The organism is Streptomyces sp. NBC_01233 (genome assembly GCF_035989305.1).
In the GTDB taxonomy this organism is placed as follows: domain Bacteria; phylum Actinomycetota; class Actinomycetes; order Streptomycetales; family Streptomycetaceae; genus Streptomyces.
In genome coordinates this window covers 9,397,804-9,422,503 of record NZ_CP108514.1, presented here as the reverse complement: position 1 = coordinate 9,422,503, position 24,700 = coordinate 9,397,804, and the positions used below count along the sequence as shown (strand labels likewise).

General features: G+C 71.6%; 18 protein-coding genes and 1 pseudogene. 7 read left to right on the top strand and 12 right to left on the bottom strand.

Annotated features, from left to right (window positions below; all coding sequences use genetic code 11):
- Positions 1-74: 74 nt before the first annotated feature.
- Together OG332_RS43540 and OG332_RS43535 are read right to left on the bottom strand one after the other, a co-directional pair.
- Positions 75-479 (bottom strand): hypothetical protein, encoded by a 405-nt coding sequence (locus OG332_RS43540; protein ID WP_327418619.1) that lies wholly within the window; start codon positions 477-479, stop codon positions 75-77.
- The gene (locus OG332_RS43535) at positions 479-1,621 is read right to left on the bottom strand and encodes a molybdopterin-dependent oxidoreductase (protein WP_327418618.1); all 1,143 of its coding nucleotides are present in this window, start codon (positions 1,619-1,621) and stop codon (positions 479-481) included. The genes OG332_RS43540 and OG332_RS43535 overlap by 1 nt, the downstream gene beginning before the upstream one ends.
- 114 nt (positions 1,622-1,735) lie before the next feature.
- On the opposite strand from OG332_RS43535, the gene OG332_RS43530 reads away from it, so the two are divergent.
- The 4 genes from OG332_RS43530 to OG332_RS43515 all read left to right on the top strand — a co-directional run bounded on the left by OG332_RS43530 (position 1,736) and on the right by OG332_RS43515 (position 10,618).
- Positions 1,736-3,130, top strand: coding sequence for a glycosyltransferase family 87 protein (locus OG332_RS43530; RefSeq protein ID WP_327418617.1), 1,395 nt, complete (start codon positions 1,736-1,738; stop codon positions 3,128-3,130).
- Between the two features lie 283 nt (positions 3,131-3,413).
- Positions 3,414-5,453, top strand: coding sequence for a protein kinase domain-containing protein (locus OG332_RS43525; RefSeq protein ID WP_327418616.1), 2,040 nt, complete (start codon positions 3,414-3,416; stop codon positions 5,451-5,453).
- Between the two features lie 303 nt (positions 5,454-5,756).
- Positions 5,757-9,488, top strand: a complete 3,732-nt coding sequence (locus OG332_RS43520) for a S8 family peptidase (RefSeq protein ID WP_327418615.1) — start codon at positions 5,757-5,759, stop codon at positions 9,486-9,488.
- Between the two features lie 137 nt (positions 9,489-9,625).
- Entirely contained in the window at positions 9,626-10,618 is a 993-nt protein-coding gene (locus tag OG332_RS43515) for a helix-turn-helix domain-containing protein (protein WP_327418614.1), read from the top strand.
- Between the two features lie 106 nt (positions 10,619-10,724).
- Here the strand turns inward: OG332_RS43515 and OG332_RS43510 are convergent, their stop codons facing one another.
- The gene (locus OG332_RS43510; protein WP_327418613.1) at positions 10,725-11,480 is read right to left on the bottom strand and encodes a hypothetical protein; all 756 of its coding nucleotides are present in this window, start codon (positions 11,478-11,480) and stop codon (positions 10,725-10,727) included.
- Positions 11,481-11,636: 156 nt separating this feature from the next.
- Here OG332_RS43510 and OG332_RS43505 point away from each other — a divergent pair, with 156 nt between their 5' ends.
- The gene (locus OG332_RS43505; protein ID WP_327418612.1) at positions 11,637-12,197 is read left to right on the top strand and encodes a potassium channel family protein; all 561 of its coding nucleotides are present in this window, start codon (positions 11,637-11,639) and stop codon (positions 12,195-12,197) included.
- On the opposite strand, the gene OG332_RS48055 is transcribed toward OG332_RS43505, so the two are convergent.
- The 6 genes and pseudogenes from OG332_RS48055 to ppk2 all read right to left on the bottom strand — a co-directional run bounded on the left by OG332_RS48055 (position 12,149) and on the right by ppk2 (position 19,732).
- Positions 12,149-12,322, bottom strand: a complete 174-nt coding sequence (locus tag OG332_RS48055) for an FAD-dependent oxidoreductase (RefSeq protein WP_442816305.1) — start codon at positions 12,320-12,322, stop codon at positions 12,149-12,151. The genes OG332_RS43505 and OG332_RS48055 overlap by 49 nt on opposite strands.
- 220 nt (positions 12,323-12,542) lie before the next feature.
- Positions 12,543-14,936, bottom strand: a complete 2,394-nt coding sequence (locus OG332_RS43500; RefSeq protein ID WP_442816304.1) for a bifunctional polysaccharide deacetylase/glycosyltransferase family 2 protein — start codon at positions 14,934-14,936, stop codon at positions 12,543-12,545.
- A 39-nt stretch (positions 14,937-14,975) separates the two neighbouring features.
- A complete protein-coding gene (locus OG332_RS43495; RefSeq protein WP_327418610.1) occupies positions 14,976-15,500 on the bottom strand; it encodes a hypothetical protein in 525 nt (174 codons plus the stop codon).
- Between the two features lie 455 nt (positions 15,501-15,955).
- Positions 15,956-17,020, bottom strand: a pseudogene (locus tag OG332_RS43490) (PEP/pyruvate-binding domain-containing protein); the annotation flags it as partial.
- Positions 17,021-17,186: 166 nt separating this feature from the next.
- On the bottom strand, positions 17,187-18,887 hold the full coding sequence (locus OG332_RS43485; protein WP_327418609.1) for a SulP family inorganic anion transporter: 1,701 nt from the start codon (positions 18,885-18,887) through the stop codon (positions 17,187-17,189).
- A 50-nt stretch (positions 18,888-18,937) separates the two neighbouring features.
- Complete coding sequence (gene ppk2 / locus OG332_RS43480) at positions 18,938-19,732, bottom strand: polyphosphate kinase 2 (RefSeq protein WP_327419550.1); 795 nt, start codon at positions 19,730-19,732, stop codon at positions 18,938-18,940.
- Between the two features lie 188 nt (positions 19,733-19,920).
- Here ppk2 and OG332_RS43475 point away from each other — a divergent pair, with 188 nt between their 5' ends.
- Entirely contained in the window at positions 19,921-21,603 is a 1,683-nt protein-coding gene (locus OG332_RS43475) for a sensor histidine kinase (RefSeq protein WP_327418608.1), read from the top strand.
- A gap of 8 nt (positions 21,604-21,611) precedes the next feature.
- Here the strand turns inward: OG332_RS43475 and OG332_RS43470 are convergent, their stop codons facing one another.
- Positions 21,612-22,112 carry a pyridoxamine 5'-phosphate oxidase family protein gene (locus OG332_RS43470; RefSeq protein WP_327418607.1) on the bottom strand — a complete coding sequence of 167 codons (501 nt, stop codon included), beginning with the start codon at positions 22,110-22,112 and terminating at the stop codon, positions 21,612-21,614.
- A 129-nt stretch (positions 22,113-22,241) separates the two neighbouring features.
- Entirely contained in the window at positions 22,242-22,568 is a 327-nt protein-coding gene (locus tag OG332_RS43465) for an STAS domain-containing protein (RefSeq protein ID WP_327418606.1), read from the bottom strand.
- A 262-nt stretch (positions 22,569-22,830) separates the two neighbouring features.
- Here OG332_RS43465 and OG332_RS43460 point away from each other — a divergent pair, with 262 nt between their 5' ends.
- Positions 22,831-23,538, top strand: a complete 708-nt coding sequence (locus tag OG332_RS43460) for a response regulator transcription factor (RefSeq protein WP_327418605.1) — start codon at positions 22,831-22,833, stop codon at positions 23,536-23,538.
- Positions 23,539-23,618: 80 nt separating this feature from the next.
- Here OG332_RS43460 and OG332_RS43455 read toward each other — a convergent pair whose 3' ends face one another.
- The gene (locus tag OG332_RS43455) at positions 23,619-24,494 is read right to left on the bottom strand and encodes a universal stress protein (RefSeq protein WP_327418604.1); all 876 of its coding nucleotides are present in this window, start codon (positions 24,492-24,494) and stop codon (positions 23,619-23,621) included.
- Between the last annotated feature and the right edge of the window lie 206 nt (positions 24,495-24,700).

The following is a 24,700-nucleotide window of genomic DNA, read 5'->3' as shown; positions in this document are numbered from 1 at the left end:
GGCGAACCGCCGGGGTGGGATCCGCACGTACTGCTGCGGATCCCACCCCGGCGGTTCTTCCCTCGGCGCCGCGGTCAGGCTCGCCGGCCCTTGCGGCGCAGGAGCGCACGCGCGCCCGCATGAACGAGGGTGAGCAGCGCGATGGCCGCCATGGCCAGCAGCCAGTTGCGCAGGTAATCGAGCGGCAGGACGGTGGGGTTGGCCACGCCCCCGGGACGCAGGAGCGGGGGAAGGGCGATCGCGGTCAGGGAACCTGCGACGATCAGAGCCCCGCGCGGTACCCCGCGCAAGCGCGGGCCCACGGCGGCGACGAGGGCGGCGACGGCCATCACGAGCGGCACGACGAACCCGTCGTGCACCACGACGGCTCCGCCGAGCCACACGGCGATCCGCCACGGCTCGGGCTGCCGGAACAGCAGCCACCCTCCCCAGGCCGCGCACATCAGCCCGAACGCACCCATCACGCGGCGGAAGCCCATCACACGACCTCCAGTCGGCCGACCCACTTGGTCTGCAGTACACCGGGCCGGTTCGGGGCGATGATCCGTGCCGGGTAGCCGTGGTCCAGGGACAGCACCTCGCCGTTCAGCCGCAGCGCCAGCAGCGTGAGCGGGTCCTGCGCGTAGAGCCGCCCCATCTCCATCACCCGGTAGGCGCCCGCCGCTTCGAGGGAGACCACCCGGACCCGCGATCCCGGGCCGCCTCCCGCGCGCTCCAGGAGGTCCCGTACCCGTACCCCGGTCCAGCGGGCGGACTTGCTCCAGCCCTCGACGCAGGCGATCGGCAGGGTGACCTCGTGCTGGGGCATGGCGCGCAGCTCCTCCGGCGTCAGGGCGAACGGCCGGGGCCCGACCACGGTCAGCCGCCAGTCGGTCAGCGAGGCCGGGGTGACGCGCGCCGCGGCGGCCGTCCGGTTCACGGGCAGTCCCTGGAGCCCGTGGGCGGGGCTGCGCGGGCCGAACAGCTCCAGCGCACCGAGCGCGGTGACGGACTGTCCGACGGTGGTCAGCGTCACCGCTCCGACCGCGGCCGTGACGCCGAGCAGGAGCCGGCGCCGGTCCGGCCCATCGGCCTCGGGCAGGGCCGGGGTTCCGGGGGAACGGCTCGTGAAGTGGTCCCGGATGTTCGGCCACTGCACGGCCACGTGCAAGATCAGCGAGCCCAACAGGAGCCAGGCGACCGCGTAGTGCACGGGAACGAAGTTGAACGGCCAGGGGTACCACTGGAAGGTGTTCAGCAGTCCGGTGAACAGCTCGAACAGGCCAGCGGCGACGAGGACGGCCACGGAGATCCGCTCCAGGGCGTGCCGCAGGGACCGCACCGGCGGCCACGCGAACAACCGCGGATAGACCGCCCACAGCTTCGCCAGCAGCAGCGGGACCGCGGCGATCCCGGACGCCACGTGCAGGCCCTGGGTGAGCCGGTAGCCCCAGTACGGGCGGCTCGGCAGCCGGTCGGCCAGCCATCCCGGCGGGTGCTGGAGGTAGTGGCTCAGTACGCCGGTCGCGAAGCAGACGGCCATGGCCAGGCCGAGCCATCGGCCGATCGCGGTCGCGGTACGGGCATCGTGCAGGCGCGCCTTGAAGGTGACGGGCGGCCCCGGAGGCAGGGTGAAACGCATGCCCCCATCACACCCCCGGCGAGGCCGGCGCAGGTTGCCGGAACACCTTACGGAAGAAGGACGTCCACGGCGCCGCCGACCATCGGAGGGCCGATTCCTGGAACGCTTCCGCAGGTGAAACCCCCCACCGCTCTCACGACGCGCACCGCGCTCGTCGCCACCGGTCTCGCCCTCGCCGCCCTCACGACGGTCCTCGCCGTCACCGTGCGGCACGGGGGCCACTTCAGCGATCCCGTCGGCCTGTTCCGGTGGTACGCGGCCTGCTGGGTCCTCTTCGCCGTGGCCCTGTCCGCGCTGCGCCGGGTCCCGGACCGCCACCTCGTACGGCTGATCGTGGCCGGGGCCGTCGCGGTCACGGTGACCGGGCTGGCGGGACCGCCGCGGACCAGCACCGACTCCTACCGCTACGCCTGGGACGGCCGGGTCCAGGCGGCCGGCGTCTCCCCGTACGACCACACCCCACAGGATCCGGCGCTCGCGCGGCTGCGCGACCCCTGGCTCTTCCCCACGGGCTCCGCCTGCGAGGGACCCGGCCTCGCACCGATCCCCCACACCGGCAGCGCGCCCCACTGCACCCGCATCAACAGGCCCGCCGTCCACACCATCTACCCGCCCGTCGCCGAGGCGTACTTCATGGCCGTCGACCGCCTCTCCCCCGCCGGCGCCCGGCACAAGCCGCTGCAGATCGGCGCCGCCCTGATCTCTCTCGGCGTCACGGGCACACTCCTCCTGGTCCTGCGGCGGCGCGGCGAGGACCTCCGCAAGGCCGCGTACTGGGCCTGGTGCCCGGCCGTGCCCCTGGAGGCGGTCAACAACGCGCACGTCGACGTCCTGGGCGTGCTCCTCGCGGTCGCCGGACTCGGCCTCGTCGCCTCCCGGGCCCTGACCCGGCGGGCAGCGGGCGGCGTGCTGATCGGCGCCGCCATCGCCACGAAGCTGATGCCGGCCGTCGTCCTCCCCGGCGCGCTGTCCGGGGTCCGCCGCGTCCGCGACGCGGCCGCCGTGCTGCTGCCCGCCGCGGCCTTCGTCGTACTCGCCTACCTCCCGTACGTCCTCCTCTCGCACGGCTCGGTGTTCGGCTACCTCGGCGGCTACGTCCAGGAGGAGGGCTATGACGACGCCTCGGCGGGATCCCGCTATTCGCTCCTGCGGCTGGTCCTGCCCGACGGCTGGGCCTTCCCCGTGCTCGTCGCCGTCATCGCGGGCGTCTGCCTGTACGCGATGTGGCGCGGGGACCCGCGACGCCCCTGGAGCGGCGCCCTCCTGGTCACCGGCTGGGCGTTCGTCCTCCTCACCCCCGGCTACTCCTGGTACGCCCTGCTCCTGGTCGCCCTCGTGGCCCTGGACGGACGCTGGGAATGGCTGGGCATCCCCCTCGCGGGCGCCGCCGTCTACCTCCTCGCCCCGGCGCTCCGCTTCCAGCCGTCGCTGAGCAACATCGCGTACGGAGCCGCAGCCGCCCTCGTCCTCGTGATGGCCTGGGTCCGGCGGCGGGCGCGTGCACGATAGCGGCCGCGCCGACGGCTCATGGAGATGTACACCCACATGCACAGCGCCATCCAGTTCGCGCTCGGCGACGCCCCTTCGGCATCAAAGTCATCCGCTGAGCGGGCGACGCCCCACGAGGTCCCCGAGACCGCCTCGGCCCCTGCGCCCCCGCAGGCCCCCGACCAGGAGGACTGGTTGCCGAAGGCACCCTTGTCGGGTCTCCGCAAGGGCCTCGCTTGACTGGTGGACGGCGCGACAGGTAGGGAGAGGCTGTTCATCGCGCAAGGTGTGAAACGGGGGACATATGAAGCCGCTCGAAACGGGTGATCCCACCTCGCTCGGCGAGGGCCGCTACCGGCTGGTGGGACGGCTCGGCCAGGGGGGCATGGGCGTGGTCTACCTGGGCCGTTCCCAGTCCGGCCGTGCTGTCGCCGTCAAGGTCGTACGTCCCGAGCTGAGCACCGAGCCCGGGTTCAAGCGCAGGTTCGCCGACGAGGTGGCGGCCGCGCGGCGGGTCGGCGGCTTCCACACCGCGCCGGTGGTCGACGCCGACCCGGACGGGGAGCCGGCCTGGCTGGTGACGGCCTTCGTGCCCGGTCCCACCCTGCAAGCGGTACTCGCGCGCGTCGGATCGCTGCCCCTGGACACGCTCACCGTCCTGGCGGCCGGCCTGGCAGAGGCACTCGAGGCGATCCACCGAGCGGGGGTCATCCACCGCGATCTCAAGCCCGCGAACATCATCGTCGCGGAGGACGGGCCGCGTGTCATCGATTTCGGCATCGCGCGCGCCCTGGACGGAACCTCCCTGACACAGACCGGCCTGCAGATCGGCACGCCGGGATTCCTGGCACCCGAGCAGCTCACCGGCGGTGGGGCGGTCACCCCTGCGGTCGACATGTTCGCTCTGGGGGTGGTGCTCACCCAGGCGGCGGGCGGTGCCCCCTTCGGCGACGGCCCTTCCGCGGCCAGGCACTACAAGGTGGTCTACGAGGAGCCGGACCTGACCGCGGTGCCCGGTGAACTCCGCGAAGCCATCGGCGCCTGCCTGTCCAAGGACCCGGCGGAACGGCCCACCCCGACTGCCTTCCTCGCCACTCTGACCGTCCGCCACCCGGACGGTGGCTCCTGGCTGCCGGAGGCGGCGACGCAGCTCCTCCCGCCCCCGGAACCGGCGGTGCGTCCCACCGCGCCGGACAGCCCGTCGGACAGCCCGTCGGACACCGCGCAGGACCTCCCGGTACCGGACGCCGCCCCGCCCGTCGTCGCGGAGCCCCGTACGGCACAGTCGCGCACCGTGACGGGGCCCGCGGCGCGGCTCTCCCCCACCCCCGCGCAGGTGCCGCAGGCGGTCGCGGAGAAGGCCCGGCGTCGCCGCGCGGTGGTGGCGGCGGCGCTCGTGACGTCCCTCGCGGCCGCCGGCCTGTTGGTGTGGCAGCCCTGGACCGACTCCACCAAGGACGATTCGAAGTCCCACGCCGCCACGCCCACCGGATCCACCCCTGCCCCTGCCTCGTTCCCGGCCGATCCCCTGCTGATCCGGCAGGACACCGCCCCGGGCTGGCCCGGGACGTGCCACAGCGTCATCGCCCGCCGGGACGCCGCGACCGAGAAGCCCGTGGAGCTCGTCGCAGGGGGCACAGGCGCGTGCGACACCCTGCCCCAGTGGTCCCCTGACCGCAGGTCGTTCGCGTTCACGCGCAGCACACCCGAGGGCGCGGCCGTCTGGACCGCGAACGCCGACGGTTCGAACGCGCGGCGGATCACCTCCATCGCCGGCGGCAGGGTGTCCTGGTCTCCGGACGGCAGCCGGCTCGCCGTGCTCCGCAAGAAGGACGGTGTACAGCAGCTGTTCGTGGTCGGCGTCGCCGACGGCGCGGCTCGCCAGCTCACCTCGGGCGGGGGCCAGGTCGAGGATCCCGCGTGGTCGCCGGACGGCAAGAGCATCGCGGTCTGCCTGCAGACAGGGCCCGAGAACTGGCAGATCCACCTGGTCGACCCCGCCGCCCCGAACCGTGCCCCGCAGCAGGTGACCCGGCTGCCCCATCCGGCACTCGACCCGGTGTGGTCACCCGACGGCACCACCTTCGCCTACACGGCGGGGGCCTACGGCACGGGCACTCAGGGCGACATCCGCCTCGTGGACGCCGACGGCAGTGACGATCGTGAACTGGTCGCCACCGGCGCCCACGAGATGGACCCCGTCTGGTCCGTCGACGGCACGTGGGTGGCCTTCGTCCGCGGCCCGTACGAGAAGCCCGCGATCTGGGCCGTGCGCGCGGACAAGACCGGCGAGCGTGCGCTCACCACCGGCGCCGCCGCCGAGGGGCATCCCGCCTGGCACTGAGAGCGGAAGGGGCCGTCGGGGGCGTCCGCACGGGGCGGACGTCGACGGCGCGTTCGACACATGCGAGGCGCGCCGCTCACACCTCCGGCTCGTCGCGCGGTCCGGGCTGTCCGGGCGAACAGGGCGCTCGTCAGGATCTCGTCGACTGCTGAGCACCGGGTGGTGACCGGGTGTCCGGAGGCCGGCGGGAAGTGTCCGGATCATGGTCTTCGCGCGGTTTGCGACTGACAAATGCTTGCCGTGGCGAGGACTTGCCACCCCCTGGCCTTCACGCCGGCGCTGCGTGGCCGATAGACCCATGGCATGTTCTCCTCCTCTCAGTCTTCCGCCTTCGGGCGCAGGCGCCGGCAGCTGATCTCGGCCGCTGCCGCGGTGCCTCTGCTGGCGTCGGGGCTCGCGGTTCTGCAAGCGCCCGCACTGGCCGTTCCGAGCAAGCCCACCGTTCCCGCCAAGCCTTCGGCGACCCACAAGGTCACCCTGGTCACCGGCGACGTCGTCACGGTCACCACGATGGCCGACGGCAAGCAGACCGCCGAGGTCGACCGGCCGGACAGCGCCGTCGGCGGCGTGAAGATCCAGCAGATCAAGGGAGACCTGTTCGTCGTCCCGGACGAGGCCGTGCCGTTGCTGGGCACGGACAGGCTGGACCGGCGGCTGTTCAACGTCACCGACCTGATCGAAATGGGCTACGACGACGCGAAGTCGGCCGCGGTCCCGCTGATCGCGACGTACGCCCGGACGAGGTCCGGCGCGGCCGTCGAGCCGACAGCCCCCCGGGGCAGCCGGCTGACCCGGGATCTCCAGCACATCGGCGGTGCCGTGCTCAGCACCGAGAAGGGGCAGGCCCGTACCTTCTGGAATTCCGTCGCGCCGCAGGGCAGCACGGCGTTGGGCGCCGGTGTGGCGAAGCTGTGGCTCGACGGTCGGGTGAAGGCCAACCTGAAGGAGAGCGTGCCGTTGATCGGCGCGCCCACGGCTTGGGCGGCCGGCTACACGGGCAAGGGCGTGAAGGTCGCGGTGCTCGACACCGGAATCGACGTCAACCACCCCGACTTCGCCGGCCTGATCGACGGCACCGCCAGCTTCGTACCGGGTGAGGCCGTCACCGACGTCAACGGGCACGGCACGCACGTGGCCGGCACGATCGTCGGCTCGGGCGCCGCCTCCGGAGGGGACAACAAGGGCGTCGCTCCCGGCGCCGACCTGTACGTCGGCAAGGTGCTCGGCGGCGCGGAGGGCTACGGCCAGGACTCCTGGATCATGGCCGGCATGCAGTGGGCCGCCGAGTCCGGTGCTGACGTCGTCAACATGAGTCTCGGCGACTCGTACCCGACGGACGGCAGCGACCCGATGTCGCAGACGGTCGACGCGCTGTCCGCGCAGTACGGCACGCTGTTCGTCATAGCCGCCGGCAACTCGGGACCGGAGAGCATCTCCGCCCCGGGCGCGGCCGCCTCGGCGCTGACCGTGGCCGCCACGGACAAGCAGGACCGGCTCGCGAGCTTCTCCAGCACCGGCCCGCTGACCCGCTCCGGCGCCATGAAGCCGGACATCGCGGCGCCCGGCGTGGACATCACCGCGGCCCGCTCGTCTCAGATGACCGACGGTGGCGAGGGTTCCTACCGCACCATCAGCGGCACGTCGATGGCCACCCCGCACGTGGTCGGCGCGGCGGCGATCCTGGCCCAGCAGAACCCGGACTGGACCGGCGCACAGCTCAAGGAACACCTGATGAGTACCGCGAAGGACCTGGACGGCGGGTACTCGCCGTACGAGGTCGGCACCGGCCGACTCGACGTGACCGCTGCCGTGCGGGCTACGGTCCGCGGCACCGGATCGCTCTTCTTCGGCAACTACACGTGGCCGCACGAGCCGAGTGACGTCGCCGTCACGAAGGCCCTGACCTTCACCAACACCGGCTCCGCCGACGTCACGCTGAACCTGGCGCTGACCGGCGGCGGGCCGTTCACGCTGGGAGCCGCCGAGGTGACCGTCCCGGCGGGCGGAACCGCCGCCGTCCCGGTGACCGGAGACCCGGGGGCCGCCCCGGCAGGCCGGCACGTCGGCCACGTGAGCGCCACGGACGCGGCCACCGGGCAGCCGGTGACCCGCACCTCCGTGGCGCTCCTCAAGGAGGAGGAGCGCCACGACCTGAACATCAAGCTGGTGGGGAGGAACGGCAAGCCGGCCGCCGGCTGGGTCGGGGTCAACCTCGCGGGCGACATCTGGCCGTGGACGGTCTACGTCGACGGATCGACCACCATGCGCATGGCACCGGGTACGTACACCGTCGCGGGATACCTCGACGTGGCCGGCGAGAAGGCGGACCGCTCGGGTCTGGCCGTGCTCGTCGACCCGGAGACGGTGCTCAAGGGCGGCTCCGCCGACGTGGTGCTGGACGCGAGCAGGGCACGCCTGCTGCAGACCGAGGCGCCGGAGCGCACCGAGGACCGCCAGCGCAAGGTCGACTTCAACGTCCACTACAAGGGTCTGGACCCGTACCTGGACTACCGCAGCGCGTACGTGCTGCCGCCGACGTACGACGACGTCTACGTCGCACCGACGGAGGCGATGAAGCAGGGCGAGTTCATGCTGATCACCCGTTGGCGCAAGGGCGAGCCGCTGCTCGGCCTGAGCACGCCGGGCGATCGGCTCCGGCTCGACGCGCTGGTGCAGGCGGGCAGCGCCCTGGGCACCGCCACGGACAGGCTGGACGTCGTCTACGCGGGCAACGGCGCGGCAGCCGCGTACGAGAAGGTCAAGGCCAAGGGCAGGGTGGTCGTCGTCGACCGCAGCGACGAGGTCGCGCCGCAGGCGCGTGCCGAGGCCGCGGTCGCGGCCGGCGCGAAGGCGCTGATCGTGGTCAACGACGGCGTCGGGGCTTTGATGGAGTACGTCGGAGAGTCGGCCATCCCGGTCGCCTCCGTGCACCGCGACGCGGGCAAGGCCCTCGTCTCCATGGCCAGGTCCGGCGCCCACGAACTGACCGTCAAGCAGACCGAGTACACGCCGTTCGTCTACGACCTGACGCGGGACTACCCCGGCCGGGTGCCGGACCGGCCCCTGGTCTACGAGCCGGGCAAGGGTGACCTCGCCCGGATCGACGCCCGCTACTACGCGGCGGCCGGCGGCCGGCTCGCGGAAGGCTACCGGTCCGACTTCACCCTCAGCCCGTCGTTCAACCTTCCCGAGCGCGAGTGGCACCCGGGCAGCCGCACCGAGTGGGTGACTCCGGGCCAGGTCTGGAGGGAGTTCCACACGCAGGGCGTCGACGGAGCCCTTCCGTGGTCGATGGTGTCGGGCGACAACACCTACGCCGAGGGCGGCAACACCCGGCTGGACTGGTTCGCTCCGGCGACCCGCCCCGGCCAGAGCGAGTCCTTCGGCGTGTACAACTCCCGCTGGCAGAACTTCATGACCTGGAACGTCCAGGCGTGGGCCTCCGCCAGCGACACCATGCGGCTGGGCGGCTACCTGCCGTGGGGTGAGACGCCCTCCCACCTGCAGATGTTCCAGGGTGACACGTTGATCCACGACAACCCGGTCAGCGGCGACATGCAGTGGAAGGAGGTACCGGCGGGCAACCTGCCCTACCGCGCCGTCCTGGACGCGGAGCGGCCCGGTGACGTCTTCCGGCTGTCCACGCGCACCCACACCGAGTGGACCTTCATGTCCGACACCGTCGACTCGGACTCCTTCGAGCCGTTCTCGGTGCTGAACCTGGACTACCGGCTCGAGTCGGACCTGCACGGCGACCTCAAGGCCGGTGCGAAGCAGCAGATCGCCCTCAAGCCGGTGTCCATGGACCGCGGCACCGTGCCCGGCACCGTGTCCACGATGACGCTGGACGTCTCGCACGACGACGGCGCCACCTGGCAGAAGGTGACCCTGGCCAAGGGCGCCGGCGGCTCCTGGACGGGTTCGTTCACGACGGCCAAGAGGCCCGGCGGCTTCGTCTCCCTGCGCGCGAGCGCCGCGACGGACAGGGGCTTCGGCGTCAAGAACGAGATCATCCGGGCGTACGGCCTGCGATGAACCGTAGTGTCGGGCCCCGGGTCGGCGACTGCCCGGGGCCCTTCCCGTCAGACCCGCTTCCATCAGGCACTTTTCAGGGTCTGCCACCATGGCGCATACTCTCCCCGCTGCGGCAAGCGGAAGAGAGTCGGTCGCCGATGCTGGATGTTCTGGGCCTCGACCCCGATGACGAGCACGTCTACCGGGCGCTGCTCGGACGGCCGAACTCCACCGCCACTCTGCTGGCGGACCTGCTCGTCCTGCCCCGGACCCACGTCGACAAGGCGTTGTCCCGTCTGCTCGGGTGGGGGCTCGTGACCAGGTCGGCGGACGAGCAGTTCACCGCCGCGCCGCCGGCCGTGGCGCTGGGCGCCCTCATCAGCGAGCGCCGGGACGGGTTGCGCAGGGCCGAGCATGCGCTGGTGACCTTCGCCGAGGAACACCGGGCTGCGATGACCGGGGACAGCATCGGCGATCTGATCGAGGTCGTCACGGGTGTCGATGCCATCCGCCACCGCTTCCTCCAGGTGCAGCAGGCGGCCCGCACGCAGGTCCGAAGCTTCATCACCGCTCCGTTCGTCGCTCTGTCGCCCGACGAGAACACGGCAGAACCCGTGGCCATCGGCCGCGGTGTCCAATTCCGGGCGGTACTGGACCGAGCCGTGCTGGGAGAGCCGGGCATCATCGACGATGCGATCGATTCACTGCGCAAGGGCGTGCAGTTGCGTGTCGCCGACCGGCTGCCGATGAAACTCGTGCTGGCCGACGCCGACCTCGGCCTCGTCCCGCTCACGGTCACGCCGGACGGAGAGCCCGGCGCCGTGCTGCTGCACCGCAGCGGCCTGTTGGACGCGTTGGACGCGCTGTTCGAGACGGTGTGGCGGACCGCCCACCCGCTCGAACTCTCGGGCACCGGCGGGGAGGCCGAACCCGCCGTCGAGCTCGGTGCGACGGGCCCGACCGAGCTCGACCGGAGGATCCTCGCGCTCCTCCTGGCCGGCCTGACCGACCAGACGGCCGCGGCGCAACTGGGTCTGTCACCACGGACGCTGCACCGACGCCTGCGCCACCTCACGGACATGGCCGGAGTCCGCACCCGGATGCAGCTCGGCGGATACGCCGTCCGACACGGCTGGGTGGAGCCGCACTGACGGTCCTGGTCCCGGTCGGCGTCGGCGCGGGGTGTTCGGACCGGGCGGCCGGGATCGTGGTCACAGGGACCTCCAGGCGCGCCAAGTTCACCCTCGCGCGCGAGGGTCACGGTGACTGCGGCTGCCGGGCGGTGGTCAGGGCCGTGGGGGCCAGTACCCACAGCAGGGCCCTGCCCGTCAGGGGTGTGGTGGCGATCAGGGTCAGGTAGACCTCGATCAGGGATCCGTCGCCGGTGAGGACGTTGAGGTCGCCGGCCCATCGGGAGAGCAGGCAGATGACGGCGTCGACGATGAGCCAGGAGGCGAGGTTCACTCCGATCCACCACTTCCAGCGTGTGGTGACCTTGCGCAGGACCAGTGACCGCGACAGCCCGAGCAGGGGCCCCAGGGCCAGGCTCTGGCCGGCGGCCAGCAGGTAGGCCGTCGAGACCGTCTCGTGGGAATCCTGTGCGCTGATCACTGCGGGCGTGATCACCAGCAGCCATGCGAGCAGTGCCGGACCGACGTTGGAAGTGATCCACACCTTGCGCGGGACGGGGACCCGCTCCTTGACGACCAGCCATTGCAGTGCTCCCAGGACTCCGCCGAACAGTGCGGCTCCCAGGGTCGCGATCAGGACCGCGAGGATCACGTTGTGGCTGGCCAGGTTCATGTGGAGGACGTCGTTGCCCAGCAGGATCAACAGGAACCCGACGGTCAGAACGGTGATGAAGGCGAGCGTGTCGTAGCCGATCCACCGCCAGTACAGGCGGGCGTCCCACCCGCTGGTCGAGGCGGGTTCGTGGCCGGATCCGGAAGCGGTCTTCACCCACTCCTCGCGGGGGTACGCGGCCGCGCGTGCCGTACTCGTGATCGTACGCACCTCGCCCCGACCCGGCTTGCGGCGCCGTGCGCCCGTGCGGTTGCCCCGTGCGCCCGTGGCGGTGATTGCCGGTGGCCTCCTGGTGCGCCTGCCGCGCGGCACCCGTTTCACCGGGGAGGCTGAGGGCAGGGCGTGCGCTGCGGTCGGGGTGGAATCGTGAACGGGAACTCGGGCGGTCACCGCCGGCAGGTAGTGCTCGCCTCGGTGCGTTCGTTGGTGACGGTCAGCCTCCTCGTGGCCGCCTACTACCTGCTGCCCATGGACTCGGCCTTCACGGCCACCACCGTCCTCGTGCTCACCGGTGGCATCGCGGCCGTGGCGGTGCTCCTGGCCTGGCAGATCCGGAGGATCACGCTGTCGCCGTGGCCCGGGCTGAAGGCCATGGAAGCGGTGGCGATCACCGCGCCGCTGTTCGTCCTGCTGTACGCCACGGCCTGCTTCCTGCTGGAACACAGTGCGCCGGGCAGTTTCAGTGAACCCCTGTCGCGCACCGACGCGCTGTACTTCGCGATGACCGTGTTCAGCACGGTCGGGTTCGGGGACATCACCGCGCGCAGTGAGCCCGCCCGGCTGCTGACCACGGGACAGATCACGCTGAACCTGCTGCTCCTCGGCGTGGCGGCCCGGCTCCTGGCCAACGCGGTCCAGCGAGGTCGGCAACGCCGTGATCAGCCTGCCGGTCCCGGTGGGACCGGCAGCACGCAGCCCGGCCCGTGACGCGCCCTCTGGGACCCGCGCGGTGCGGCCCGTGCGCAGGGGTCACGTGACTCGACCAGCACCGAGCTCCGCCCCCGCATCGTCAGCTCGCGCGCGGCCGTCACACCGGTGAACCCGCCACCCACGATCACAGCATCCGGTGCGCTCCCCCGATCACCGAGGCCGAACGACAGGCGACCCGTGACTTCACGACCAACCACCCGGCCTCTGAACTGCCCTGCGACGACGAGGGCAACCGCCGGACCGGCTGACCGCGGCCCCGCCCTCGGGGGCCGCCGTCTCACTGCCGTACCACCAACCCTCAGACACGGCCCGCCGCCCTCCCGAACGCCTCGGAGCCGGTGCCTACAGGTCGCGGTGACCCTGCGAGGGCCAGATGTGGTCCTGCGTGCTGTGCGGGACCGGCGCAGGAGGGTGGGAGGCCCAGGCGGGGTCCGCGTCGTAGCCGCCGTACGGCGCGGCTGCGGGAGCGTCCCAGGGCTCGGGGGCCAGCGGGGCCGGCGGGGCCTCGGGCGCGGACAAGCGGTCCGGTGGCGGAGGCTCGGACGGGGTGACGGGCACCTGGAGGCTGCCGTAGCGATCCATCCGCTGCCAGCGCAGGCGGGACCCGGCGACGGCGGTGAAGACGGACTGGATCACGACCAGGTACATGAGCTGGCGGTAGACGAACTGTTGCAGGGGCAGGCTCCACAACGGACCCGGCCGTTCCCCGTCCAGGCGGAACGCGTACAGCCCCATCAGGACCTGGAGGAGCAGGAACGCCGTCCACAGGCCGAGGATGCGCAGGGGGTCGAGGAAGACCAGGCCGTAGACGGCGAAGACGTCCACGACGGGTGCGAGCAGGGGCAGCAGGACCTGGAACATCAGCAGGTAGCCCAGCCCGCGTCGGCCGAGCTTTCCGGCCTGCCCCCGCTGGGTGAGGGCGCCCCGGTGCTTCCACATGGCCTGGAGGGTGCCGTAGCACCACCGGTAGCGCTGCTTCCAGAGGGCACCGAGCGATGCGGGGGCTTCCGTCCAGGCCTTGGCCCGCTCCTCGTAGACGACGCGCCAGCCGTCCCGGCACAGGGCCATGGTGAGATCCGTGTCCTCGGCGAGGGTGGTGTCGCTGACGCCGCCGACCCGCAGCAGCGCCTCGCGGCGGAACGCGCCGACGGCACCGGGAACGGTGGGCATGCACTCGGCGAGGTCGAACAGGCGGCGGTCGAGGTTGAAGCCGACGACGTACTCGATGTGCTGCCAGCGTCCGAGCAGCCCACCCCGGTTGACCACCTTGGCGTTGCCGGAGACCGCGCCCACGCGGCGCTGGGCGAAGGGCTGGACGATCATGCGAACGGCGTCCGGTTCGAAGACGGTGTCGCCGTCGACCATGACGAGCAGATTGCAGTGGGCCGCGGCGATGCCCGTGTTGAGGGCGGCCGGCTTTCCGGCGTTCTGCTGCCGGATGACCCGTACGCCGGGCAGCCGGAGGGCCTCGACGATGTCGGCCGTGCCGTCCGTGGAGCCGTCGTCGACGACGATGACCTCGACCTGGTGGTCGGAGGCCACCAGGGAACGGACGGCGGCCTCGATGCCGGCGCTCTCGTTGTAGGCGGGGACGATGACGCTCACGGGTTCGGTGACCGGAGCGCCCCAGGGCCTGCGGCGCATCCGCACGTGCCGCCTGGCGGCGACGAAGACGGCGACCGCACGCAGCAGGCTGATCGCGCCCGCCGCCCACAGCAGCCACGAGAGGGCTTCGATGATCCAGTCGCTGGTGCGGATCGCGGTGATGAGGGCGAGACCGTGCCACCGGTCCGCGGTCCCGGCCGGCTGCACCGTTTCGGGCAGGGCGACCGCGTCGCCCACGGTGACGAACTTCCAGCCGGACGCCTTCAGCCGCGGCACGAGCTGTTCGAGCGCGGCGACCGTCTGCGTCCGGTCCCCACCCGCGTCGTGCAGCAGCACGATCTGTCCGGCGGTGTCCTTCGGGGTGGCGTCGGCGACGATCTGCTCGACGCCCGGGCGTCGCCAGTCCTGGCTGTCCAAGGTCGTCAGGACGGTCAGGTATCCCTCCTGCCCGGCTTGGACGACGGCGCTCCAGTCGGCGTCGCCGAGCGCCTTGTTGGTGGACGAGTACGGCGGGCGCAGCAGCGGCGTGGTGACGCCGGTGGCGCCGGCGATGACGAGCTGGGTCTCGCGCAGTTCCAGTGAGCGCCGCCAGGCGGACGCGGTGCCGAGATCGGTGTGGGTGAAGCTGTGCAGGCCGATCTGGTGGCCCTCGTCAACGATCCGGCGGGCGAGGCCGGGGTTCTCGGCGACGCGGGTGCCGACGGTGAAGAAGGTGGCGGGCACGTCGTTGCGGCGCAGCACGTCGAGGATCTTCGGCGTCCAGACGGGGTCGGGGCCGTCGTCGAAGGTCAGTGCGAGGGTGCGGGCCGCCGGGGCGGCGGTGCGGCCGGCCGCCCCCTCGATCACCGGCCCGCCGGAACTGATGCCCGCGGGGACGGAGGTTCCCGGACCCCGCTCGCGGGGAGCCCCGTCGGGGGTGGAGTCGAACAGGTGCTGGGTGTAGCCCTGCAGGAGCAGCGCCGCCGAGAGGGTGAGCACGAGGGTGGTCAGCAGCAGCCAGTGGGTGCGCAGGGGGACGTTGCGTACGGAGCTGTGCCTGCCGTGGGGGCGGCGGCGACGGTTCTTCGACAAGGGACGGGTTCTTCCTGCCTGCTGCGTAGTGCGGTGCGGTGCGGTGCGGTGCGGGGCCATGCGATGTCGGCGGTGGGGACCGCCCCCGGCGTGCCCGGGTCAGGGGTGGCCGGTGGGCTTGCCTCCGCCTTGGCCGGGCGGTGCGGTGCCGCGGCCCCGCCCCCCGCCGGCAGGCGACGGAGTGGGGTTCGCCGGCCCGGTGCCGGCCTTCGTCGAGCTCGGTCCGACGGCGGGCGTCGTGGGGCTCGTCGCGGCGGCCGGGGAGGGCGCACCGCCGCGCGGAGCCGCCGGGGTGGGGCGCGGAGTGCCGCTCGCCGTACCGCGGGGGGACGGGCTCGCAGTGCGGCCCGGGCCCTCGGGCGCGGGGGTGTGCGGAGCCTGGGCGGAGGGGAGGAACGGCGACTGGAGGGTGGGGCCGCCCAGCAGGGTGCTGATGAGCAGGACGACGTAGGCAGCGGCCGGTACCACCAGCAGGTACCCCCAGCGGCGCACCCGGCGCTGTCTGCGCCCCGACGTGTCCACGAACACCGGGGCCGGCGGCTCCGGCGCCGTACCGGGTGCACCCGCATCACCGAGGAAGAGCTCCATCGTGTCGTGATCCGGGTTGCCGATTGGTGGGTGCATGCGCGGTGGCCTCTGGAGATCGGGAGACGGGACGTCGGGGGCAGGGTCGTGGTCGCGGCCGGGATGGCGACTCATGCCCTTCAGCGTTGGAGTCGCCGTCGGTGTCACTCCCGGTGCCGAACCGGTCCCATTCCGTACGATCCCGACCGGGATGCCCCGGTCTCCGACGGCAGCAACCGAACGAGAACCCTGACGCGGAGTCAAGGTCTACATGCGGCGATCCCAACGAACTCGACCAGATGGGGACGGACCGACTCGCATGGCATCGAAGCACGACCTTCCGAAGGAAACTGCCCCATGCCTGTTTTTTTCCGGCTCTGTTCAGGACTTGAGTTCGCAGGGCCGCACCGCCGCCGATCAGAGCGGCTGGTGCGTCTGCTTCCAGTCCCCGGGCACCAGCACGCCCCTCGACAGCAGCACGTCGGTGACGGTCAAGGTCCTCAAGTGCGAGGAGAACCGCCTACGGCGAGCCGTGCCGCCCCGGCCGGAGCGGCACGGCGTGCGGGAAAGCCGATGCGGGTCTCGAGCACCCACAGGGTGCCTCGCTCGATCGTGAACTCGATGTCGCACAGGTCGCGGTAGTGCGCTTCAAGCTGTTCCATGTAGCCGCGCAGGCGGTCGAACGAGGCCGGGTCGAGGCTGGCCAGCTCTTGCAGCGGCACGGTGTTGCGGACGCCCGAGACGACCTCCTCGCCCTGGGCGTCGGGCAGGTAGTCGCCGTAGAGGCCGGGGCGCCCCGTGGCCGGGTCGCGGGTGAAGGCGACGCCGCTGCCCGAATCGGCCCCGAGGTTCCCGAAGACCATGCACTGGATGTTCACCGCTGCACCGAGGTCGTCCGGGATGTGCTCGCGGTGCCGGTGGAGGCGCGCGCGCTCGCCGTTCCACGACGTGAAGACGGCGAGGATCGACTGCCGCAGCTGCTCCGCCGGATCCTGCGGAAACGCCCGGCCGCTCCGTTCGAGGATGAGGTCCTTGAAGGTTTCGACGACTCGGATGAGGTCGCAGGCGTCCAGCCGGGAGTCGTCCACGACGCGGTGCTGGGCCTTGACACGCCGGAGCACGTCTTCGAACAGTGAACCGTCGACGCCCATGACAGTGCTTCCGAACATCTGCACGAGGCGGCGGTAGGAATCCCAGGCGAACCGCTCCCGCTCGGGCACCTTGGCCAGTCCCAGCACCGACAGATCGTTCAGGCCGATGTCCAGGATGGTCTCCATCATGCCCGGCATCGAGAACCTCGCGCCCGACCGGACGGACACCAGCAGCGGGTCGTCCACCTGCCCCAGCCGCTTGCCGGCAACCCTCTCGAGCGCCGCCAGGTGCTCGCCGACCTGGCGGTCCAAGTCCTCCGGCGGCTCTCCGGTGGCCAGGAAGACGCGGCAGGCCTCGGTGGTGATGGTGAAGCCCGGCGGTACGGGCAGGCCCATGCGGGCCATCTCCGCGAGGTTCGCGCCCTTGCCCCCGAGAAGGTCGGCCATGTCCCGGCCGCCCTCGGTGAAGTCGTACACGTACGAGCCCATGCCTGCCACCAGCCTCGTCGGCGATACCCCTCGGCCCGGGGCACCGATCACGTACCAGGACTGCCGCATCCAGATGGTGCGCGGCCTCCTCTGCTCCCACACTGGACTCCCCGGCCCAGTCACCGGCAGGGGCCGGACGGCCCTTTTCGGGGACGGCAGGTCCGGCTCATTCCGCCTCGATTCCCGCCTCGCCGCTCCACGCTCGATAGGCCTCCAGAGCCGTGGGCAGGGTCGGGTAGATGCGATCGGCGCCCACCGAGGCGGTCAGACCGTAAGCGTCCAGGTCCTCGCGGAGTTCCTGCTTGACCCTGGCCAGGGCGAGGACGATGCCCCGGTGCTCGAGTTCCTGACGGAGTGCGTCCACGGCGTCCAGAGCCGTGATGTCCACCTCCGCGTTCGCCTCGGTGTTCAGGACGAACCACCGGGCCGGAGAGCTCTGCTCGTCGACCGCTGCCAGGGCACGACGACGGAAGTCCTCCGCGTTGGCGAAGAACAGCGGCGAGTCGTACCGGTAGATCACCAGCCCCGGAACGGTCCGCGCCGTCGGGTAGTCGTCCACGTCGTGCATGCCGGCGAGCCCGGGCACCATGCCTTCCACGGCGTCGTGCGGGCGGGCCACGCGGGCCAGCAACTCGACGACGGACAGGGCCACGGCGATGAGGACGCCGTACAGGATGCCGAGGGCCAACACGCCCAGAAGGCACCCGAGTGCCAGAAGCAGTTCACGTCTGCGGAAGGCCGCGAGGCGCCGGAACTCGCCCACTTCGACAAGGCGGACGGCGGCGTAGACGACGATGGCGCCGAGGACGGCGCTCGGGGTATGGGCCAGGAGGGGCCCGAGGAAGAGGAGGACCAGCAGTACCGCGAGTGCGGCGAACAGGGAGTAGGCCTGGCTCCGTGCCTTAGCGGACTGGGCCAGGGCGGTGCGGCTGGCGCTGCTGCTGACGGGGAACCCGTGCATGAAGCCCGCCCCCAGGTTCGCCGCCCCCAGGGCGAGCAGCTCACGGTTGGGGTCCAGCGGGAGCGGATCGCCCCGGTCGGCGAAGGCCCGGGCGGTGAGGATCACGTCCGAGTAGCCCACGAGAAGGACACCCAGCGCCGGGACCACCAACTGCGGTAGATCACCGAGGGACGGCAGCGCGGGCACCGGCAGCCCGGAGGGTACGGATCCGATCACGGCGATCCCGTACCGGTCGTCCAGCTCGAATGCGGCCACCAGGGCTGTGGCGAGGACGAGGGCGAGCAGTGGACGCGGAACCAGACTCCAGTACCTCGGTGCCACCAGGAGCAGGACGAGGACGGCGGCGGCCAGGCCGACGGTCGGCCAGTGAACGTGCGAGACGTTGAGGGCGAAGGCGTACAGCTGTGGGAAGAAGCCCGAACCAGCGGCTCGTACTCCGGTGAGCCGGGGCAGCTGGTCGACGATCATGATCAGTGCGACACCGGCGAGGTAGCCGACGAGCACGGGCCGTGAGAGCAGGTCCGCGAGGAACCCGAGGCGCACGGCCCAGGCGGCCAGCGACACCAGGCCGACGACCACGGCGAGGGCGGCTGCGAGCACCGCGTACCGGCCCGGATCCCCTGCTGCGAGCGGCCCCACGGCGACGGCCGTCATCAGCGCGGTGGTCGACTCGGGGCCGACCGACAGCAACCGTGAGGAACCGATCAAGGCGTAGAGCACCATGGCCGGCAGGACGGCCCAGAGCCCCGCGACCGGTGGCAGCCCGGCTACCCCCGCATAGGCCATGACCTGCGGCACCAGATATGCGGCAACGGTGATCCCGGCCAATGCGTCCCGACCGAGCCACGACCGGCGGTACCTCCGGAGACCGGGCGGCAGCAGGGCCGGCCTTCCACGTGCGGACATCTCGCTCCTGACGGTGCACTCGGCAACTCCGCGGCGGCTTCTGCTGCGGTTCAGTCCTTTCCGAGCGTGGCCGCGTGGTCGGGGACGGCGTTCTGAAGCTCTTTGGACGGGCGCTGGTAGCCCGTGGAGGGGGGACGGGGTGGCAGGGTCAGCATGGGCAGGGCCACGGACTCGTAGGGGACCGAGGACAGCAGGTGGGCGATCATGTTGAGCCTCGCGCTGCGCTTGTCGTCGCTCTCGACCACGTACCACGGGGCGTCCGCCGTGTCGGTGTGGACGAGCATCTCGTCCTTGGCCCGGGAGTACGCCTCCCAGCGCGTGAGGGACTCCAGGTCCATCGGGGAGAGCTTCCAGCGCCGCAGCGGGTCCTCCGCCCGGGCGCGGAACCGCTCCTCCTGCACGGCGTCGCTGACCGAGAACCAGTACTTGCGGAGCAGGACCCCGTCCTCCACCAGCATGTGCTCGAAGACCGGGCACTGGCGCAGGAAGAGCCGGTGTTCCGCAGGTGTGCAGAAGCCCATGACGTGCTCGACTCCGGCACGGTTGTACCAGCTGCGGTCGAACAGCACGATCTCGCCGGCGGCGGGCAGGTGCTCGACGTAGCGCTGGAAGTACCACTGGGTGCGCTCACGCTCCGTCGGCGTGGGCAGGGCCGCGATGCGCGCCACACGGGGGTTGAGGTGTTCCGCGACGCGCTTGATCGTGCCTCCCTTGCCGGCTGCGTCGCGGCCCTCGAAGACGACGACGAGCCTGGCACCCTCCGTCCGCACCCATTCCTGAAGCTTGGCCAACTCCGTCTGGAGCCGTAGCAGCTCACTCTCGTAGACCGTCTTCTTCAGGCCCATGGTCGTCCCCTCCTCGTCGTCGTCCGGTGTTGCGATCAAGTCAGTCACGGCCCGCATCGGCGCGCAACGATGTCCCCCCGGGCCGGGGCGTGTCGCTACGCTGACCCGGATGGGACGGGCCCGGATGGGACGGGCAGGCGGAGGGGAAGCGCGTGAGTGTGGGGGATCCGTTGACTCAGGTGCCGCGGATGCGGCTGGACGAACTGCTGGACGAGCTCCAGGTGCGCATCGACGCGGTGCGCGGCACCCGCGACCGGGTGCACAGCTTGTTGGAGGCAGTCGTGTCGGTCGGGCGGGAGCTGGATCTCGCGCAGGTGCTCCGGCGGATCGTGGAGGCGGCCGCGCTGCTGGTCGACGCCGAGTACGGCGCGCTGGGCGTCATCGGTCCCGACGGCTGCACGCTCTCGCAGTTCCTGACCGTGGGGCTCACCGACAAGGAGATCGCGGCGATCGGTCCCCTGCCGGCCGGTCACGGCCTGCTCGGGGAGGTCATCCACCACCCGGAGCCCCTGCGCCTCACCGATCTCGGAGCGCACTCCTCGTCCTACGGTTTTCCGGCTCATCACCCGCCCATGCGCACGTTCCTGGGCGTGCCGATCCGGGTCCGCGACGAGGTGTTCGGCAACCTCTATCTCACCGACAAGCGCGGCGGGATCGATTTCGACACCGAGGACGAGACGGTGATCTCCACGCTCTCCGTGGCGGCGGGCGTGGCGATCGACAACGCGCGACTCTACGAGAGCTCGCAGCGCCAGCAGCGGTGGCTCAGGGCGAACGCGGAGATCACCGAGAGCCTGCTGTCCGGCAGTTCGCGCCCGGCCGTGCTGGAGCTCATCGCCCGCCGCGCGCAGGAGATCACCGCGGCACGCCTCGCGGACATCGCCATGCCGGTGGCCGGAGCCGAGGGCCTGGTCGTCGAGTTCGCGGTCGGCGCGGACAGCGAAGCCCGGCAGGGGCTCGTCGTCCCGTTCGCGGGGACGCTCTCGGGAGCCGCACACCGGACCGGCCGGTCCGTTGCTTCCCCGCACGCCTCCGACGATGACCGGTATCCGGCCGATGTCCAGGTCCAGGACGGGCTGGGCCCTGCTGTGGCGGTGCCGCTGGGCACCGCTGCCGGAGAGAGCAGGGGTGTTCTGCTGCTCGCGCGCCCGGTGGGAGAGCCGGCGTTCGGCGAAGGGGAACTGGAGCCACTGGTCGCCTTCGCGGGTCAGGCGGCGCTGGCCCTGGAGCTGGGGGAGCGGCGACGGGACGCCGAGCAGATCGCGCTGTTGGAGGAACGTGACCGGATCGCGCGGGACCTGCACGATCTCGCCATCCAGCGGCTCTTCGCCACCGGTATGACCCTGCAGAGTGCCGCTCGCCTCGTCGAGCACGAGGGTGCTGCGGAGCGGGTCGGTCGCGCGGTCGAAGATCTGGACGAGACCATCAAGATCATCCGGTCGACGATCTTCGGGCTCCGCACGAAGGACCGGGAGAGCGGCCCGGGCCTGCGGGCTCGCGCTGCCCGCGCCGTCGGCGACGCGGCCTCCGCCCTCGGCCATCCGCCACGTCTGAGCATGGAGGGACTGCTCGACACGGACGTCCCGCCGCAGATCGCCGACCACGTCATGGCGGTGCTCGGCGAGCTCCTGAGCAACGCGGCGCGACACGCGCAGTCGACCCGGGTCGGCGTGATCCTCAAGGCCGGACCGGGCGAGATCACGCTGACCGTCTCGGACAACGGCAGGGGCATTCCGGCGCAGGGACGCAGGAGCGGCCTGCGCAACCTCGCCGAACGGGCCGAGGGCCTGGGCGGGACCTTTACCGTCGACGCTCCCGATGAAGGAGGCAGCAGGCTCGTCTGGCGGGCGCCGCTGCCCACCGCCAGCTGACGCCACCGTCACGACCGGCCCCGAGCGGCCGACGCGGGCCGCGCCCCCTCCGCATCCAGCCAGAATCCGGTGACGAGATCGGGGCGGATCCGCAGAGCGCCGGCCATGGGGTGGGCCACCCAGGGGCGCAGGAGTTCCGCATAGCGGTCCACCTCGTCGGCATCGACCACAAGGCTCGCGTAGCCGGTGACGACCACGCTCCACCCGAGATGCGTGTCGGGGTCTATGGCATCCGCTTCGTAGGCGACCACCACACCGGGAACGTCGGTGGGTGCCACGAGGGAGGCGAGCGCACCGTCGTCGTGGATCCGGATGATGATGTCGCCGTCCTCGACGAGGTGGTTGACCGGGCGGACGGCGGGCAATGCGTGCTGCGTGAAGACGATGCGCCCCAGGGACACCGTCGCCACCAGCCGGAGGGCCTCGGCCCTGTCCAGCTCCCGCATGCGCCGGGCAGTCGTCCCATCACGCACATGGCCGTCGGCGTGCAGTGTGCCGTCCTGGTCCATGATGCGCACCTTCGTCGAGTGCCAAATCGGTTCTTACGGCCTTCGATTCACCAGCCTCCCTCGCGATCCGGGGAGGGAACCAGGGCCGAACGGTCCGCATCCGAGGTCCGGATTCGGACGACGCCGCGATCACCTGACGACGAGCCGCAGGTCTCGATCGGCACCGAGCACCCGCATGGACTTGACCACCGGGGGCGGCACATCGCAGAGGAGGAGCCGCGTTCCCGACGCACGGCAGCGGCGATTCAGCCGGATGAAGAGGTCGATTCCGGCGCTGTCGCAGAAGGAGAGGCCACACAGGTCCAGAATCAGGTTCCGGTGGCCGGCTCGTGCGAGTTCGTTGAGGCGCGGCTCTACTCGCTCTGCCGTGTAGAGGTCGAGCTCCCCGGACAAGGTGACTTCCAGACCGCGGTCATCAAGTGCCATGGTCTCCAGATCGATCAAGGCGGTCGTCATGGGATCCTCCGCGCTGCCTGCGGCTCCGTCGAGTCGCGCCGTTCCCCGTGCGGCTTCAGTTCATCCGCTGCCGGGTGCACCGGGGAAGGTCCGGCAGGCCCTCCGGACAGGGCCGAAGGTCCCTCTTTCGAGCGCCGACCGGGCCCCGGCCGAGCCGAGTACGGACCGATGAAGGCCGATCGGCCCTGTCCGTTCGGCCCCTCCGGGAGGCAGGATGCCGATGTCCGTGCGCCCAGGACGAACCCGGCGAAGGAGTTGCGTCATGACCGACAGCGGTGCCCTCACCCCTGCGAAGACGCCGATCACGGTCTTCCTGCTCGACGATCACGAAGTCGTGCGCCGCGGGGTGCACGACCTGCTGGACGCCGAGCCCGACCTGACCGTGATCGGTGAGGCGGGCACGGCGGAACAGGCACTGATCCGCATTCCCGCGCTGCGCCCCCAGGTGGCGGTGCTGGACGTCCGGCTCCAGGACGGCGACGGGGTGAGCGTGTGCCGTGAGTTGCGCTCGCGGATGCCCGAGCTGGCCTGCCTGATGCTCACGTCGTTCGACGACGAGGAGGCACTGCTGGACGCCGTGATGGCGGGGGCCTCCGGATACGTGCTGAAGCAGATCTCCGGCACGGACCTGGTCACTGCCGTCCGTACCGTGGCGTCAGGTCAATCCATGCTGGACCCGGGCGCCACGACCCGGCTCATGGCCCGGATGCGCGGCGACGTACCCAAGGAGGAGCAGGTCCCCGGCCTGCCGGGGTTCACCGACCGGGAGAAGGAAATCCTCGTCATGGTCAGCGAGGGGCTCACCAACCGGGAGATCGGCAAGCGGATGTACCTCGCGGAGAAGACGGTGAAGAACATCATCTCGCGGCTGTTCATCAAGCTGGGTGTGGAGCGTCGTGTCCAGGCCGCTGTCATCGCCAGTCACGCGCTGACCCCTCCGAGCCGGCACCCGGTCCCGGCCGCCGAATAGAGGATGTGGCGGCGGGTGGGAGGGGGCGGGGTGCGCCGTACAGTCGCGCACCCCGCTCCCTCCCGCTCCCCCGGCCCGGGTCAGGAGTGCGGGACCACCGCGACCGGGCAGGCCGAGTGGTGCAGGACCGCATGGGCCACGGATCCGATGCGCGTCCCCACCGACGACTCGCGCACCTTTCGGCCGACGACGAGGAGCTGCGCGTCCGACGATGCGGTCAGCAGTACGTGGCCGGCGCTGCCCCGCTCCACGTGCTCGACGACGTCCACCTCGGGGTACCTGAGCCGCCACGGCTCCAGCGCCTGCTCCAGCGCGGCCTTCTCGTACGGTTCCAGCCCGCCGAACTGGTCGGCGATCCACATCGATCCGGGGCTGTACCCGTAGACCGGGGGCAAGCTCCAGGCGCGGACGGCACGGAGCGGGACCTTGCGTGCTGCGGCCGCCTCGAATGCCATGCGCAGCACCTCGGCGGACTCCTCCGCGCCGCCCTGCTGGCCTACGACGACCTCGCCCTCCTCCGGCACGGCCACCGGCCTGCCGTGGGCGGAGCGCACGGAGACCACGGGGCACTCGGCGGCGGCGATCACCTGCTGACCGTAGGAGCCGAGCAGGAAGCCCACCAGGGCACTGTGTCCACGGGTACCGAGAACGAGCACCTCCGCTCCCTTGGCGGCGTGCAGCAGAGCCGGCACCGCCGCGTCGGAGAGGACTTCGGCGGTGACGATGAGCCCCGGGTACCGGTGGGTGAGCTCTCCCTCGGCTTCCCTCAGGATGTCCTCGGCGCGCCGGGCTTCGGTCTCGCGGTCCTGGACGAGCGGGAGTGCGAGCGGCTGCCACAGCCACGCGTGCACCACGTGCAGGGGCAGGTCGCGCCGGACGGCTTCGCGGGCGGCCCAGTCGGCCGCGGCCCGGCTTTCCGGGGATCCGTCCACTCCGACGACGAGGGTGCGCTTCACAGGTCTGTCCTCCGTACTGATGCCAGGGCATCGGGGTCGGCCGGCAGGGGGAGCGGCACCGGCCGGGGGTGCCGGCGCCGCTGAATCCACTTTCGCCGCGAGGTTCCGTGCCGCACAGGGGCCGACAGTCCCTCCCCGAGGGCCGGTCCTCCCCTCGCGGACGGAAGCCGGGCGAGTGCAGAGTGTCGGCATCGGCTCAGTCGACG

What these genes read in the sequence shown, in the direction of transcription:
- OG332_RS43540 (WP_327418619.1), bottom strand. Translation starts at nt 479, where the DNA reads ATGGGCTTCCGCCGCGTGATGGGTGCGTTCGGGCTGATGTGCGCGGCC.
- OG332_RS43535 (WP_327418618.1), bottom strand. Translation starts at nt 1,621, where the DNA reads ATGCGTTTCACCCTGCCTCCGGGGCCGCCCGTCACCTTCAAGGCGCGC.
- OG332_RS43525 (WP_327418616.1), top strand. Translation starts at nt 3,414, where the DNA reads ATGAAGCCGCTCGAAACGGGTGATCCCACCTCGCTCGGCGAGGGCCGC.
- OG332_RS43520 (WP_327418615.1), top strand. Translation starts at nt 5,757, where the DNA reads ATGTTCTCCTCCTCTCAGTCTTCCGCCTTCGGGCGCAGGCGCCGGCAG.
- OG332_RS43515 (WP_327418614.1), top strand. Translation starts at nt 9,626, where the DNA reads ATGCTGGATGTTCTGGGCCTCGACCCCGATGACGAGCACGTCTACCGG.
- OG332_RS43500 (WP_442816304.1), bottom strand. Translation starts at nt 14,936, where the DNA reads ATGGCCCCGCACCGCACCGCACCGCACCGCACTACGCAGCAGGCAGGA.
- OG332_RS43495 (WP_327418610.1), bottom strand. Translation starts at nt 15,500, where the DNA reads ATGCACCCACCAATCGGCAACCCGGATCACGACACGATGGAGCTCTTC.
- OG332_RS43485 (WP_327418609.1), bottom strand. Translation starts at nt 18,887, where the DNA reads ATGTCCGCACGTGGAAGGCCGGCCCTGCTGCCGCCCGGTCTCCGGAGG.
- ppk2 (WP_327419550.1), bottom strand. Translation starts at nt 19,732, where the DNA reads ATGGGCCTGAAGAAGACGGTCTACGAGAGTGAGCTGCTACGGCTCCAG.
- OG332_RS43475 (WP_327418608.1), top strand. Translation starts at nt 19,921, where the DNA reads ATGCGGCTGGACGAACTGCTGGACGAGCTCCAGGTGCGCATCGACGCG.
- OG332_RS43470 (WP_327418607.1), bottom strand. Translation starts at nt 22,112, where the DNA reads ATGGACCAGGACGGCACACTGCACGCCGACGGCCATGTGCGTGATGGG.
- OG332_RS43465 (WP_327418606.1), bottom strand. Translation starts at nt 22,568, where the DNA reads ATGACGACCGCCTTGATCGATCTGGAGACCATGGCACTTGATGACCGC.
- OG332_RS43460 (WP_327418605.1), top strand. Translation starts at nt 22,831, where the DNA reads ATGACCGACAGCGGTGCCCTCACCCCTGCGAAGACGCCGATCACGGTC.